Below are 14,625 nucleotides of genomic sequence, written 5' to 3'. Positions count from 1 at the left end.
GAGGGGTTTGTAAAAATACCCTGTAACCTCATACCGTCATGATACACTTCACCCCGCTCCGCAAACGTCCGGCGCTTTCCGCGCTGATGCTTCTCATCCTGGGCTCCGGTTTCTGCCAGGCTCAGGAAATGCTTACCGATTCCGCAAGGAAGGAAGCCACCGAGTGGCTTAAGGAAGTCAAATCCGGCTACCTGAACACCAGCTCCGCCCGTATCCAGAAGGCTGTGACCGCCCTCACCGCGGCCACCAGCACGGAAAACGCCGCCATGAAACTTTATGTAGACGCCATGAAAGACCGCTTTCTGAACCCGACCAGCATGATGTCCCGCATGCTGAATCGGGGCGGAGGGGGAGGATTCCGGATGATGCGCATGCCGGGCTCCGGAGGAAGAGGAGGCAGCAACGGCAACAGCAGCAAGCCGGACAGCCCCAGCACCGCCTTTTCCAACTGGCGCAAGCAGAATACGGGGAACAACGTGGCCCCAGGCTTCAAAAAAGCCCTTCAAATCCAGTGCAAATGGATGCTGCTGTGCCTGAGAAAGGCGGATGCCGAGAAGAACGAGCGCGAACTCAACGTTTCCTCCAGCGTCTTGTCCATGCTGGATGAAGTGGCCGCCAACGCCAAGGATGTGGGCGAACAGCTCCCCATGGTGGGCGGAGCCAGTGAAGTAATCCGCTCCTACCTGAACATCAGCGACTACCGTTCGGATACCCTGCCGGACAACCTGATGGACCTCAACACCATCTTCGACCGCGTGCTGCTGGCTCCCTACAAGGAAAAAAAGGATGTGGAAAACTTCCGGAAACTCTGGAACAAACGCATCGGACTGGAAGCGACCCTGCTGCAAAATAATTCCGCCAGCGACAAAAAAACGGCGGAAGTGGAAAAAGCCAGCTTCCTGGTCAAAAGGCAGTGGGAACGGGAAAAGGCATGCTTTGAGCTCGGCGACCAGGTAGCCGCCCTTGAAAAAATGAAAAGCCTGATTTCCGGCATCAAGGATCCCGCTGAAAAACAGCGCGCCATCCGCGACCTGGAATTCCTGCTTCTTACCCCGGCGGAACAGGCAAAACTCCGTGAAGAGCGCACAAACAGGCGCATGCCCGGCGGCGGCCCGCGCTTTTAACAACCGTCGACAGCTCCAATTTCCCTTTCATCCCCCGGTGCGCAGCGTGCATCGGGGGATTTTACTTTCCGGCGCGGCGCATCACCGGGACGGAGGCAGTTCCTGCTTCCCGGGCTGGAACCATGTCTTGCGCAGGCGGTAAATGCGCACGCCCTCAATATTCTCATCCAGATGCCAGGCCGTGCGTACGCCGTGCCGCTCCCATATATGGCGGCTGAGCATCCCCATGAACTTGCTGTCCATGTCGGAAACGTCCCCCTGCGGAGTCAGGCAGACAATATATACGTTATCCCTGCACAGGTTCAGGGAGGACTGCCCCTCCCAGCCCATCTCCTTCAGCTTCCGCTGCACGGGCTTCAACGGAAAATTCCAGCCGCCCAGCGTCACGACATTCTTCCGGGAACAGCTCCATGCCTTGCGGAAAACGGACTGTCCCGGAGCCAGGTCGTCAATGGTGCCGCCGGACATCTGGACGCAGAACAGGGAATCCGGTTCACGGTCCACCCGTTCGCACAGCAGGCGGCCGGCATCCGGGGAAAAAGACTCCAGATTGGCCTCCCACACGGCGGCGCACGCCTGTGACAAAGAAACGGCGAACGCGCAGAACATGGGCACGCCGCCTGTCAGGGCGCCCTTTCCGGTCCATTTGAAACGAATGGGGCGGTATTTATCCGACCACAGCAGGCACAGCCCGGCAATCAGGAACGTGGGATACACCACGCGGAAATACAGGCGGTCTATGCTGGACATGTACAGCAGAATCAGCACCAGCAGGGCGCCCACGCAGAATACCAGAGCCGGGGAATCCCCCCGCCGGAAAGACACGCGGCAGGCCAGGCCGAATAAAATCCAGCACGGCAGAAGGTCCATGACGGAATCCCAGGAAAACAGATGAAGGGCCTTCTCCCCGCGGACCCAGGCCCTGGGCCAGAACTCGCCCCCGTCCCGCGCTAGCAGAAGCCTTTCCAGATAATCCGTGTTGAAAGCGTCCATATCGCAATTGGTGAACATCCGGACCATCTTGATATCGTTGGCGAACACGCCGTACTCCTCGCACTGGTAGGCGCCCTCCGGCCTGATGGGGCATGTGTCCGAAAGGAGGGCGCGGGCCTGGTTCCACGCCGCCACGTCACAGCCCTCCAGCACATTCCGGTGGGCGTGCTTGTTATACTCATTCAGACCGAAGGAGACTGCCAGTACGCCGGCCAGGGCCAGCCAGAGACGGCCGCGGGCACGCATCTTTTCCCGGGACGGTTTAAACCCGTCCAAACTGCCCGCCAGCAGGATGGCCCCCCAGAAGGCATCGCACACCAGGGCGGCGTCCAGCCGGATCATACTGCCCAGCACGCACAGGAATCCCCCCGTGCACAGTCCCTTCCAGGAGGAGGAACCGTACTTCAGGCATACCAGCACTCCGGTGAACCCCGTCAGGAAGGCGGCATGGCTGAATTGCAGGGCGGCATAAAAGCCCGGCATGATTAAAAGCCACACCAGCAGCAGGACCAGCGTATTGAAATCATATCTGCGCGCCTTGCGGGCGTGCGCCGTCAGCATCGTGAAAATGGCCGCTCCGCTGGACAGCGTGGCAAGCGCCAGGAACACGGGCCAGACGGACAGGCCGCCCAGAACGGGAGCCACTTTCAGCAGCAGCCCGGTCAGCAGGGGATTGACGAAAATGACGTGAGCGTCCGCGTAGGAGGGGTCGCCCCAGCCGTCAAGCACGGACGCAATCACCAGATCGTCATTGGATTGGTACGCCACGCCCACAATGCTCCAGGCCAAAACCAGCAACAGCAGGTTGAACCATACGGGATGGAGCAGCGGAAAAAGCGATACCCATCTCCAAACCTGTTTCAACATAAGCAAATTCCCTGACTTTGCGGGCTGTTCTCCCTGCCCGGGCCCGCATACTAGAAACGGAGAAAATGAAAGTCAAGAGCCTATCCCGGCGCAAAGCCCGGAAGGACCAAAAGGCCATGGCCGCCGCCTCAGCGGTTCAGGCAGATGATAATGCCCGCAATAATCATCAGGTTGCCGCCCACCTTGCGCATGGTAATGGGCTTGCCGAAAAAAATCCGGTCGAAGAAAAGGATGTACACGTATGCGGAGCATTCCAGCACATTCACTGTAATCATCGGCAAATGGGACAGGCAGTAAAACGTGAGCAGGCAGCAGCCCAGGAAAATGGAATACGCCGTCACGGTGGCCGGATTCACGAAATAGGAAAGGCCGGACAGCCGTTCGTTCATGGCGGACTTTTTCAGAATCACCTGCGTGCAGGAGGCCAGGAAAACGGAAAACAGGTTCAGGCCGATGTAGAATTCCTCATTCATGCGCGTCCTCCTCCGTGGAAACAAGAATAATGCCGCTGATAATCAGCACCGCCCCTGCCGCCAGCGTCCAGGAAAGGGTCTCCCCCAGGCAGAGCCACGCCAGCAGGATTCCCCAGATGACCACGGCGGAACGGTTGGCATAAGCCACGCCCAGATTGAACTTTTTCAGCATCACCTGCCACCCTGCCGCATAAATGCCCAGCAGGAACAGCACGCCGGCCAGCAGGGCGAACCGGTGCCAGTCCGTCCAGCTATAGGGAGCCGCCATCCGCCCCAGAACGGTATTCAGGGCGTAAACGATGAACAGCAGGTGCAGAATAAGGTAGTTGATCATGAGAGAAAAAAGAGCGGAGGAACTCACTCATACCGGCGCGCCACCACTACGGCGGGCCTGTGCTTGGTCTCCTTGTAAATCTTGGAAATGTAAATGCCGATGACCCCCAGGCTCATCAGAATCAGACCGCCGACCAGCCAGATGGAGGCCACGGAGGAGGCCCAGCCGGGAGGCGCCACATTGTACAAAAGCTGGCGCACAACCACCCAGATGACGTACAGCATGGCAATCAGGGTGACCCCCAGTCCGAAGTAGGAAATGTACACCAGCGGCCTGGCGCTGTAGGAAACCACGGAATTCATCGCCAGCGCCATCTTCTTGCGGAAAGTGTAGGTGGTGGGGGAAGAGGACGCCTTCTTCACCGTGCACGGCACCTGCCGGAAGCCGGCGGAAACGCACAGGCCGAAGAAAAAGGGTTCCCGGTCCTGGAATTTCAACATCTCCCGCAGGAAACGCGCGCTCATCAGCCGCGCCGTGACCATGTTCCTGGTAATCTGCTGGTCGGAAAGCAGGTTGAACAGCGTGTAAAACAACTCTCCGGAAACGGCTTCAAACAGGCCGCCCTTTCTCTTCTCCTGCACGCCGTACACCACGTCCGCCCCGGTGGAGGCCATCTCCCGGGAAAAATCCGCCAGCCATTCGGGGGCTTCCTCCAGATCACTGTCAATCAGGAACACGCGCTCTCCGCGGGCTTCCTCGCAGGCCACGTACATGGCCAGATGGTGGCCGAAATTGCGGGACAAATCCACCACGCGCACCCGGCTGTCCTTTTCCCGTTCCTTCAGGGCCTGTTCCAGCCCTCCCCTGGGGCAGCCGTCATTCACCAGCACCACCTCCGTGCGGGAGGGGTCATAACCCGCCTCAAGCGCGGCGGCAAAACTGCGGGAACAGAACTCCGCCAGATAGCCACCCGTGCAGTACACGGTAGCCACAATGGACAGTTGAACCTGTGGATCAGTCATAACATTTTTACATACATCAGAACGCGCTTTCTTTCCCCGTTCTTCTCGCACTCCCCGTCCTCTTCCGGGGCATGGGAAAATCCCATGCGTTCATGAAAACGGATGGAAGCAGCGTTATTCTCCAGAATCCGGGCGTACAGCCGTTCCAGCTCCAGCTCTGTTGCGGCCAGTTCCATCATCCCGGCATACGCGGCGGAGGCCGGACGCAGCTCTCTGAATCCCCTGTCGTAAAGATAAATGCCTATCTCGCCGCGGCGCGTCTTCCGGTCAAACCAGGGCAGGTACACCAGCCCCAGCGGAACCTGGTCCGCGTAAATCACGCAGGCAATAGCGTCCTCCCCGCGGATATTCCTTTCCAGCCATGCCCGGTGCTGGTCCTCCGTCACCCGGTCCAGCAGAAAAAAAGGGCTGACCGCGTCGGAATTGCGCCACATGCGGAGCTGCATGCGCATGGACTCGTCCACATCGGACACGTTGACCAGGTGAATCTTCATCATTCTTCAAACTCTTCCAGGCCGAACCCGGCCCGCAGCACTTCCCGGCAGCCCTCTTCCCCCAAGTCATAATACAGGGGAAGCCTCAGCAGCGTTTCACTGGTGCGGTCCGTATGCGGCATGGGGCCGGCACAACGCCCAAACCTCACCCCGGCGGGGGAGGAATGCAGGGGGATGTAATGGAACACGGCCTTGATTCCGCATTCCGCCAGTTTGCCAATCAGGCTGGTGCGCTCCTCCAGAGAATTGAGCAGGATGTAATACATGTGCGCGTTGTGCGCGCAGTGTTCCGGAACGCACGGACGCCGCAGGACGCCCTGTTTTTCCAAGGGTTCCAGCGCGCGGTGGTACATATTCCACCACTTCAGTCTTTCCCCGTTGATCTCCTGCCCGTGTTCAAGCTGCGCGTACAAATAGGCGGCTGTCATCTCTCCGGGCAGGTAGGATGAGCCTACGTCCACCCAGGTATACTTGTCTACCTGGCCGCGGAAAAACTTGGCCCGGTTGGTTCCTTTTTCCCGGATAATCTCCGCGCGCTCCATCAGCTCCGGATCATTCACCAGCAGGGCGCCGCCCTCTCCGGAAATGACGTTCTTGGTCTCATGGAAGCTGTAGCACCCCAAATGGCCGATGGAACCGAGTCTGCGCCCCCTGTAACAGGAGCCTACGCCCTGGGCGGCGTCTTCAATCACGTACAAATGGTGCCGCCGAGCAATTTCCATAATCGCATCCATCTCGCACGCCACGCCCGCATAATGAACTACGCAGATGGCGCGGGTGCGGTCTGTGATGGCCGCTTCAATCAGCGTCTCGTCAATATTCTGCGTATCCGGCCTGATGTCCACGAACACCGGAACGCCGCCGCGCAGAACAAACGCATTCGCCGTGGAGACGAACGTATAGGAAGGCATGATAATCTCGTCCCCCGGGCGGCAATCGATCAGCAGGGCCGCCATTTCCAAAGCCGCGGTTCCGGAATGGACCAGCAGGGCCTTTCCGGCCCCGGTGCGCTCCATGAGCAGCTCATGGCATTTCTTCGTATAATAGCCGTCCCCGCATAAATGGGCACGCTGGATGGCGTCCCGGATATAATCCAGTTCGGGACCGTGTTTGTGAGGTTGGTTGAAAGGAATCTCCATGGCTCCAGAAAGGACCGGCTCATGACGAACGCCCGGCACGGGCATGCCGGTCCCCGCGGAAAACGCTCCACGCGGCAGCGCCGCCCGCACGCGGAAGACCCTACTATGAACGGAGGGCTGAAAACAAGCCTAGACCTTGATGAAGGTCCGGTTTTTGTACATGTAATACAGCACGCCCCAAATCAGGGCGTAATTGCACAAATAAAAGACAAACCGGTCCGCATCCCCGAAACACTCGCTGAACCCGGTAAACAGCACCCGGGAGAAATTGCGCGTGGGGGGGCACAGCTCCGCCCACATGTACACGAAAATGGCATTGCTCCCGATCACGGAGAAAAAGAACGTCAGCCAGTTCAGCTTCAGCACATCCGTCAGCAGGTAGAACAGGGCCAGCAGGAAATAGCACCATCCCGCCGCCCACAATACCATGGAGCTGGTGAACAAATGCTTGATGATCGGAAAATCCAGACTCCAGACATATCCCAAAATCAGGCAGCCCGCACCTGCGCCAAGCAGCCACGCCAGCTTCTTCCCGTGTCCCTGCACCCCTTTCAGAATCTGGCCGCCCAGCAGCCCGAGCATGGTCATGGCCCCAAAACCGAACTGGGCCAGAATCCACGCGTAATTCGTCTTATCCTGCCAATCCCCCATCAGGTACTTGTCCAGCAGCAGTGCCAGGTTCCGTCCCGGTTCCAGCATCCCTGCTGTGCAGGAACCCACTACGGGGTCGGAAAAAGGAACGAACTTCATGACCAGCCAGTACACAACCAGCAACAGCCCTGTTACCACTACCTGCCACCGGATGGACAGATGAAGAAGGCAAATGGCCGCAATCAAGTAGCCGGAGGCGATGGCCTGGAGCGTATTGCAGTACAGGGCCATCTTGGACGGTTCAAAACTCAGCAGGTTCCCCTGCACCACCATCCCCAGCAAAAAAAGCACCACCACCCGCTTGGCCACCTTCAGGTAAATCTTCCACATGGGTTCCGTGCCGATGCGCTTGGAAAAGGAAAACGGCATGGCTGTCCCCACAATGAACAGGAAAAGGGGCATCACCAGGTCCCAGGCCGCAAACCCCTCCCAGTTCACGTGCGCGCTGTGCTTCACCAGCCATGCGGGGCTCTGGTCATAAAAAAGATTGATGCCGGCCACGACCAGCGCCAAGCCTCCGGTCAGAAAAAACATGTCAAAACCCCGCAGGGCGTCAATGGCCGCAATCCTCTGCGGCTTGGTACCGGAAGCTGAACTCATAGTGATATTCCCTATTACGGAGCCCTTCCCTTCAACCTTTCCGCATGCTTTCTTTTTCCGCGATCCTGCAAAGAAAAACGGCCGTTCCGTAAAAAAGCCAACCCCTCCGCGGCAACTCCGTCATGATGCCCTTCTCCGTATTTCCTTCCCCGCGTTCCGTGCTATGCTCTCCCCGCAGCATGACCATCGGGAACCTCCAATCCGGCAACCGCGACAGCTTCCGGGACATTGAAATTTATGCCCGGCTGAAAATGGATGAACTGGGCCTCCCGGACTGGAAATTCGGCTGGGACCGCGCCCGCAGGAGGCTGGGCGTATGCCGCCTGCTGGAAAAAAGCATCTCCCTCTCCGTCCACTTTGTCCGCGCCAATCTGGAAGCCCCCCATGAAATCCGTGACACCATCCTGCATGAGATAGCCCACGCCCTGGCCTGGACGCGCCACGGAGAACGCACCCACGGCGCGCGGTGGAAACAAATCTGCCGGGAAATAGGGGCCGTCCCCTGCGCCGCCGCCAAACCGGACGCCATCCGCGTCACCACGTACAAGTACCTCCTGCGCCTGAAAACAACGGGCGAAGTCGTCGGCAAATACCACCGCCGCCCCGCCTTCGCCAAACACCTCAAGCGCATGGCCCTGAAAGGACGTCCCGACACTCTGGGCCAACTGGAATTGATTCCCAGCGAAAAACAGAATACGTCATTATCATAAAAGCTCACCTTCTGCATTCTTCCAGCGGGTCATCAGGGAGTTGTACCGGCATTCGTATGTGGCCATTGTTTGACCATTCCATCCTGACCGTTGCCGATGGCGGTCACAAGATTGAGTTGGAATGGTAGATATTACTGCGAAGCATGGCGTTGGGATAGGAGAGCCGGTAAAAGAAAACGCCGATCTTGTCACATGCGGTTTACCGCCTCTATCCACAGACATTATTTCTTCATTACTTTTACTTTAAAGTATCTATTGTACTTCAGGCTTTTCATCCGATATAACTGGATACACAAATTGATGTAAAAACTCCGAATGCAGAATAAGAGCAATATCCATGATCATATCCTGGAATTTGGTCAAATTTTCATCATTCACAATGGATGAACTTTTTTTCCATTCCAGATCATTGGGCATTCGGATATAAAATAGTTCGGAATCCGATATTTCTTTTTTCCGTTGAAAACGTAATTGGGAAAACAAGGTTTTCATTTTTGAAAACAGATCATTTGAAATGATAAGACCTCTTGTGACACCATCCAAACTAAGAGCCATTTCCCAATACTCTTGTTGAGATAATTTACGCAACCCATATTGATGTTCCAGTTGCTCGTAACCTGCTGGAATCGGCAATGTCTTATGAAAAAATAAATCATTGAACAAGTGCATTTTATCATTTTTGATCATGGCGTAATAAATATACTTCCCGCGAATTGACAACCCAGCTGTATATTGGAAATCCAAAAATAAAATCCGGATGCTGTCGGGATAATCTTTCGGGAATAATATATTCCATAACCGCTTCGAATCAAACTGATCAGCCAAATAATTATGATTATCTTTATTTTTTAATTCATTATTTGCTTTGAATTGATGGGCAATCCATAATTGCTCATATACCCCAAGATGAGCAAACTCAGACGTATTATAAATCAGTCTATATAAATACTGATATTTTCTGACTACGCGACTAATATACTCGCTGCACCACACACGCCATGATTTGTCTTTCAAATCAGTTCTGCTGGTGAAATATGAACATAAGGCAACCCATGGCATATTTTGGTATTGGATCATGGAAAGGGTTCCTCCGTATTCCTGCATATTCAAGGAACCTATATCTACCCACTCCATTCCAAGTCTTCTCGGTGAATGTTGAAATAGACTCATGGTATCTGAAAGCTGTTTCAAAAGACATGGCAATAGTTGTATGGCTTGCAGTTCAGGAGCATTGATATAATCAGTCAAACTGTACATCCAGCAGGGCATTAAACTTAGGTATTCATACCAGAAATGCGTGAACGGGTAATAATGCCGATACAGGAGTTGCTGGCGACATATCCTCCATGTCTTAATGCCATATGGGTTACTGGGCAAATCCGGTGATATGGGAAATTCCAGCCATGAGAGAGAGCCTGATTCAGGATAGATTTTCCGCAATTCTGATTCCAACAAGTTGTTCTTATCTTTTTCCAAATTTCCCCAACATGGATCACTCACCAAGTAAAAAATCTGTATATCACTATCGTTAAGACTCTTGCTGCTGGAATCTGTAGAAGATACAAATATATCATCTAAGTTTACAGAAGACTCTCGCAGGTGATCATCCCCCCACGAAAAAGAACCTAAACATAAATATATTATTAAGATATTAGTACCTAGTCTTCCCAGGTTTCGGAGGACGTGGCTTCGGTAGTAAAGGTTTTCCGTGTTCATCTAAAATAACAATATTTGCTTCTTTATTTGATTGAGGGTCATCGATCTGTCGCGCTACCAAGATAGCTGTGAAATCTTCTTCTGAGAATTGTGTTTTTATATCTTGATCCAACGTTTTTAGTCTGAGAGTTTTGCGAGCTAGTTTCGGAGTACTTTGAATAACATATGCAGGGACACTTTCAGGATTGTCCATTTTAGGAACTCTATGTCCATTAGCCCATACAAATCCATATCCAGTACGTTCATCTTCTGGAGAAAGGGAACCAGGTCCAAATACGCCTTCCAACCTTCCGCCTAGAACGAATCCTGTTTTTTCATTTATGCCATCGTGTTTGAATACGATATTGTGAGAATGCCAAATTGCTACTTCACAATAATTTTTTGGAGCTACTTCTGGTTGGCGGTGATATGTTTTACTCTCTGCTTCGTGATTACTTACTTTATATGAATAGGAATTAGCTGTTTTTTTCTAAATAAAGCTCCTCCATGCTCGACAGTTTGCCTGCCACTTAACATCTTAAAATTTGCTTTTTTAATAATTTTACTTAGTGCAGCTAAAATATGCTTAGATACTTATTTTTTCAAGAATTTTGTTGCATTATCATAATCATCCATCAAAGCAGGCTTTAATCCTAATAAGTCTAATTTATTTATCACAGCATTTCTTGAAAATGCATATAAATTTGCTCCCCCCTGTTCATCAATAGGATCCCTGTTAATCCATCTGCCGTCTGTAGGATTCAGGTAGCGGTAATTGTAGTAGATCAGGCCAAGCTCGTCGTCCATGAACTCGCAGGAAAACCTGAACTTGTTTTCCTGAGCCCTGTCGCCCTGCGCCGTGATTAGGGCTCCAAGGGGGGCATATTCATAGCGCGCCCTTCGCGTCTGCTTACAGTCGAAGATGGAAGTGACGTTCTTCAGAGCATCGTGCATGAAGCAAAAATGTTCCTTTATTCCCGTACCATTATCCTTCCAGTTGGTCATCATCAAGATACGCGAGGCCATCGGTTCCGTCGGATCCCACAGATAGGTTTTCACAAGTCTGTAAGAAGGGCTCATCAAATCCAGTTGGGCCACCTGCAAATAGCCGCGGTAGAGGAACCAGCAATGGCTGGCTGTTAAGCCGTTGACAGTGATCTTCTTGCTGAAGCGTCTTCCCTGGTAGTCGTAGCCGCAGGTAAGGACAGTCCGTCCGTCTTTGCTGGTAAAAATTACAGGGCGGTCATTGGCATCATAGCTCACTTTCCAAATGCCTGTCGAGGTCTTGATCCTGGTCTGATTACCGTTTGCATCGTAAGTGGGAATGAATGGTTCTGTATTTCTGGTAATGTCCGTGTACTGGTTAAGACAGTCGGCATTGTAGGATACTTCTTCCTCCAGTTCCCGTGCAGTCTTGCGGTTGCCGATGTTGTCGTACCGGTAGCTGTAGCTGCCTCTCTCCCTGAGTTGATCTCCAGTCAATTCACTGCGGCTGTTGTAGATAAAATCTCTTACCATGGCAGGAATGGCAGCGTCCCAGGAGTCCCAGCGTTGAACTGGACGCGTCAGGGCATCATACTGGTATTCATGGCCGGCGGCCATGCCTCCATTTCCCTGCTTCTCATAGCCAATGGAAGCCACGAGGTTGAGCTTAGGATGGTAGATAGATGTTGCTGCGAACCATGCCGTTGGGGTAGGTGAGCCGGTTGAGGAAGCCGCTGGTTTCATCGTATTCCCAAGTGAAGGAAGAGGCCAAACCATCCAGATTCATCCCAATCATGCCACCTTTCCGATCGTAGTCAAGATGGGAGTGCTGCACCGTGCGGGTTCCGGTCATGAGGCGGTAGTCAGCGGAACGTCCGAACGTGTCAAAGTCTTCCTGAAGGCTGCTTTCCACCGTTCCAAAGGAAGTGTCCCGAACCATTCTGCCGTAACTGTCATGGGAAAGTTCCCGGAGGCCGGAGGCGTCCCGGATAAAAGTCATCTGACCGAGATGGTTGCAGGAGAACTCCCATCCCGGAGTATCGTCGCTGTGGGAGACGGAGACAAGTTCTCCTGTCAATGGAGCGTAGATATAGCTAGTGACAATGCCTCTGGCCTTGGTGACGGTTTCCGGACGGTTGAACTGGTCGTGGGTTCTGAGAACGCAGGAGCCATCGGCATAGGTTTTCTTCAGTTCCATTCCCGTGGCCTCGTCATAGAGCCAGGTGGTAGTGTCCCCGTCGGCGTGGCCGGAAGGATCAGTGGTGATGTCCCCTTCGTCCACCCTGAAGGTGGTCAGGGTCACCATATGATCGGCCTCATCGTAGGCGAAGCATGCGGGCTGGATGGACGTGCCGTATTCGGCTATCTTTCTTCCCTGGATGTCGTAGGAATAGCAAGTAGTACCTCCCATGGAATCGGTGATGGAAGCCACAGCATCGCAGCAGGGAAGGTAGCTGGTGGTGGTTACGTTGCCGGCTGCATCCGTGGATTTGACTGGTCGTCCGTCTAAGTCAGTTTCAATCGTTGTGACATTGCCCCGGGCATCCGTCTGATGCAGAATCATGCCTGTAGAGGTATAGGAGCATTCCTGCGAGGAATGAATGCCCGCATGGTTCGTCTGGCTCACTATAAAACCATCAATGACCGAGGCCACCTTGGATTCCTCCGGCTTTTCCAAATTAATTACGCCGGATTCTATCATTTCATTGTACAAGTCGTTCCCTTCACGGGTGCGTTCCCCCACCCCCGCAAAGATGGAGAGGCTGCTGCGCGCCTTGGCAATGTTGTTGATGAGTTCCATGATGAGCACGGTCTTGCCCACCCCCGCTCCGCCGAAGGCGCCGATTTTGCCGCCTTTCAGGAAAGGGCAGATGAGGTCGATTACTTTGATGCCCGTTTCCAGCACTTCCGTGCTGGTGGATTGCTCGTCCAGCGGCGGAGCGCTGCGGTGAATGCTTTTCATGCCCGAGCAGGAGAGCGCGCCGCGTTCGTCCACGGCTTCACCAGCACATTGAAGATGCTATAATCATGAAAATAAGAGAAAGAGTGCAAGCTATAATATTTACTCAAATTTTGATTTTCTTCATCATATAATAAAATACTTATAAAAATACGGAATTATTTCCTTTAGTCTTGTGGAAATCGCTCTCTTTGTTTTACTTTTTCCGAATTCTTGATGAACAGCGCCAGCCTTTCATTGTTGCCATCCAAATTCCCTCAATGACTGATAAAAACGGCCTTACAAGATTACCCTATATAGTTCCGTAAAAATATAATATATTTAAAATAAATAATAAAATTAATATAAGCAATGATGTTCGGTTATACCATGCGTCTGAACCCAGCGATATAAAAATTATAAATATTATAATCAAAAAATAATTTAATATTTTTAAAATTAACGGATTTATTTATTATTTTTAATATCATTAATAACAATAAATTACAGATATTGATGCTGTGGTTTATTATTTGTATCGTCCTGATGATATTTCTAGGTCCAGATATCGGGCTTATTTGCCCCATATTATTTATTTGGTATAAGGTTGTTTTTTTCTTCAAAAACTACCTTAATTATAAATCTAGTCAAGATATTAGAGGTAGGAGTTGTTTCCTTAATGGCTTCCCACAATACATAATTATGTTTTTCGGAGCAGGTTAGTCTGCCAGAGCAAGCGTCTACCTAGTGACGTTACCAAAGGCGTTGTATTCATAGAACGTAGGCACCATGGAGACAGAAGAACTGCTGTTGTCAGTGTCGTGTTGCGTGCCGACGTTATGATCTCTGAGGTAGTAGAGGAATCCTACGGTCGTCGGAGGGGGCTGGACGACGGTCTGCCCGAAGCCGTTGTTCAACGTTTGGGACAAGATGATGTCTGGGCTGTATCATATAGCAAATGGATCCCTTTAACTTTTACAGGATCTGTTATAGTCTTACAATTTCAGGATTCTATCTTCGCCAGTCTCATGTAAAAGACCGCAGTGCAGCAGATAGAGCTACAGAGACCAGGTATGACAGCAGTGTGTTCACGGATAAGTAATAGAAAACAGATGTTATTGAGATTAGTAGTCCTAAAAAACATCCGGCATGCAAACAGCATGCCGGATGATGAAATAAATAATTGTCAGATTATATTTAAATAATTTTTATTTTTTCATGAGAAATACAATTATTTTTATTATATTTTTTGAGAGGAAAGAAAATGGAGTATTTAGTCTTCAATTTTTATTTCTGCAAATAGTGAATTTGAGTTTTTAGAAATATATTCTTTTATCATATAAGCATTGTTACAAGCTATTTCTTTAGATGGGTATGTTATTGTCTGAAACAAAAAAACGTGAATATCCCAAGGTAGTAACTTTCTTTTTCTTGGTATTCTGATTTTACCTTCCAAAAGTCCTCCGATTGTGGAATCGTATATTTCGAGAGTAAGAATGGGCTTTCTATTTTCCAATTGAATTCTTTTTGAGACAAAAAATCCAATAAAGGAGTATTGAGAGCTATCCAGGCTACTCTTGCTGGAATACAAGGTATTTATAGATGGTATTGCTGTAAAACAGATAACAGTGATGAGAATCAGAAAGGGAAGTGCCTCCGA

Annotated in this window: 13 protein-coding genes and 1 pseudogene; 2 read left to right on the top strand and 12 right to left on the bottom strand. The window is 51.7% G+C overall.

Translation table 11 applies throughout. The features are described from left to right. The first annotated feature begins 38 nt into the window (after window positions 1–38). The gene (locus P8A25_RS02150) at window positions 39–1,124 is read left to right on the top strand and encodes a hypothetical protein (RefSeq protein ID WP_022396450.1); all 1,086 of its coding nucleotides are present in this window, start codon (window positions 39–41) and stop codon (window positions 1,122–1,124) included. Window positions 1,125–1,205: 81 nt separating this feature from the next. Here the strand turns inward: P8A25_RS02150 and P8A25_RS02145 are convergent, their stop codons facing one another. From P8A25_RS02145 to P8A25_RS02115, 7 genes are all read right to left on the bottom strand, one after another. Further along, window positions 1,206–2,984, bottom strand: a complete 1,779-nt coding sequence (locus tag P8A25_RS02145; RefSeq protein ID WP_404838750.1) for a hypothetical protein — start codon at window positions 2,982–2,984, stop codon at window positions 1,206–1,208. A gap of 128 nt (window positions 2,985–3,112) precedes the next feature. Continuing rightward, on the bottom strand, window positions 3,113–3,457 hold the full coding sequence (locus P8A25_RS02140) for a hypothetical protein (protein ID WP_022396448.1): 345 nt from the start codon (window positions 3,455–3,457) through the stop codon (window positions 3,113–3,115). After that, window positions 3,450–3,791 (bottom strand): EamA family transporter, encoded by a 342-nt coding sequence (locus P8A25_RS02135; protein WP_022396447.1) that lies wholly within the window; start codon window positions 3,789–3,791, stop codon window positions 3,450–3,452. Before P8A25_RS02135 ends, P8A25_RS02140 begins: the two co-directional genes overlap by 8 nt. A gap of 23 nt (window positions 3,792–3,814) precedes the next feature. Next, entirely contained in the window at window positions 3,815–4,753 is a 939-nt protein-coding gene (locus P8A25_RS02130; protein ID WP_022396446.1) for a glycosyltransferase family 2 protein, read from the bottom strand. After that, a complete protein-coding gene (locus P8A25_RS02125) occupies window positions 4,750–5,250 on the bottom strand; it encodes a GNAT family N-acetyltransferase (protein ID WP_215442422.1) in 501 nt (166 codons plus the stop codon). The genes P8A25_RS02130 and P8A25_RS02125 overlap by 4 nt, the downstream gene beginning before the upstream one ends. After that, window positions 5,247–6,386 carry a dTDP-4-amino-4,6-dideoxygalactose transaminase gene (gene rffA / locus P8A25_RS02120; protein ID WP_102722629.1) on the bottom strand — a complete coding sequence of 380 codons (1,140 nt, stop codon included), beginning with the start codon at window positions 6,384–6,386 and terminating at the stop codon, window positions 5,247–5,249. The genes P8A25_RS02125 and rffA overlap by 4 nt, the downstream gene beginning before the upstream one ends. Before the next feature lie 129 nt (window positions 6,387–6,515). Continuing rightward, complete coding sequence (locus tag P8A25_RS02115) at window positions 6,516–7,637, bottom strand: DUF5009 domain-containing protein (protein WP_215442421.1); 1,122 nt, start codon at window positions 7,635–7,637, stop codon at window positions 6,516–6,518. A 179-nt stretch (window positions 7,638–7,816) separates the two neighbouring features. Between P8A25_RS02115 and P8A25_RS02110 the strand changes: the two genes are divergently transcribed. Further along, window positions 7,817–8,347 carry a SprT-like domain-containing protein gene (locus P8A25_RS02110; RefSeq protein ID WP_215442420.1) on the top strand — a complete coding sequence of 177 codons (531 nt, stop codon included), beginning with the start codon at window positions 7,817–7,819 and terminating at the stop codon, window positions 8,345–8,347. 252 nt (window positions 8,348–8,599) lie between these two features. On the opposite strand, the gene P8A25_RS02105 is transcribed toward P8A25_RS02110, so the two are convergent. The 5 genes and pseudogenes from P8A25_RS02105 to P8A25_RS02085 all read right to left on the bottom strand — a co-directional run bounded on the left by P8A25_RS02105 (window position 8,600) and on the right by P8A25_RS02085 (window position 14,556). Beyond that, window positions 8,600–9,604, bottom strand: coding sequence for a hypothetical protein (locus P8A25_RS02105; protein ID WP_404838749.1), 1,005 nt, complete (start codon window positions 9,602–9,604; stop codon window positions 8,600–8,602). 394 nt (window positions 9,605–9,998) lie between these two features. Then, the gene (locus P8A25_RS02100) at window positions 9,999–10,256 is read right to left on the bottom strand and encodes a hypothetical protein (protein ID WP_404838748.1); all 258 of its coding nucleotides are present in this window, start codon (window positions 10,254–10,256) and stop codon (window positions 9,999–10,001) included. Window positions 10,257–10,636: 380 nt separating this feature from the next. Further along, a complete protein-coding gene (locus P8A25_RS02095; RefSeq protein ID WP_404838747.1) occupies window positions 10,637–11,683 on the bottom strand; it encodes an RHS repeat domain-containing protein in 1,047 nt (348 codons plus the stop codon). A gap of 985 nt (window positions 11,684–12,668) precedes the next feature. Continuing rightward, window positions 12,669–13,031: pseudogene (locus P8A25_RS02090) on the bottom strand (F0F1 ATP synthase subunit beta); the annotation flags it as partial. A gap of 1,207 nt (window positions 13,032–14,238) precedes the next feature. Then, complete coding sequence (locus P8A25_RS02085) at window positions 14,239–14,556, bottom strand: hypothetical protein (RefSeq protein WP_180976150.1); 318 nt, start codon at window positions 14,554–14,556, stop codon at window positions 14,239–14,241. Window positions 14,557–14,625 lie beyond the last annotated feature (69 nt).

The organism is Akkermansia sp. BCRC 18949 (assembly GCF_045011645.1).
Taxonomy (GTDB): domain Bacteria; phylum Verrucomicrobiota; class Verrucomicrobiia; order Verrucomicrobiales; family Akkermansiaceae; genus Akkermansia; species Akkermansia massiliensis.
The sequence above is the reverse complement of the archived record's forward strand: the minus strand, read 5'-3'. Positions and strand labels throughout refer to the sequence as shown.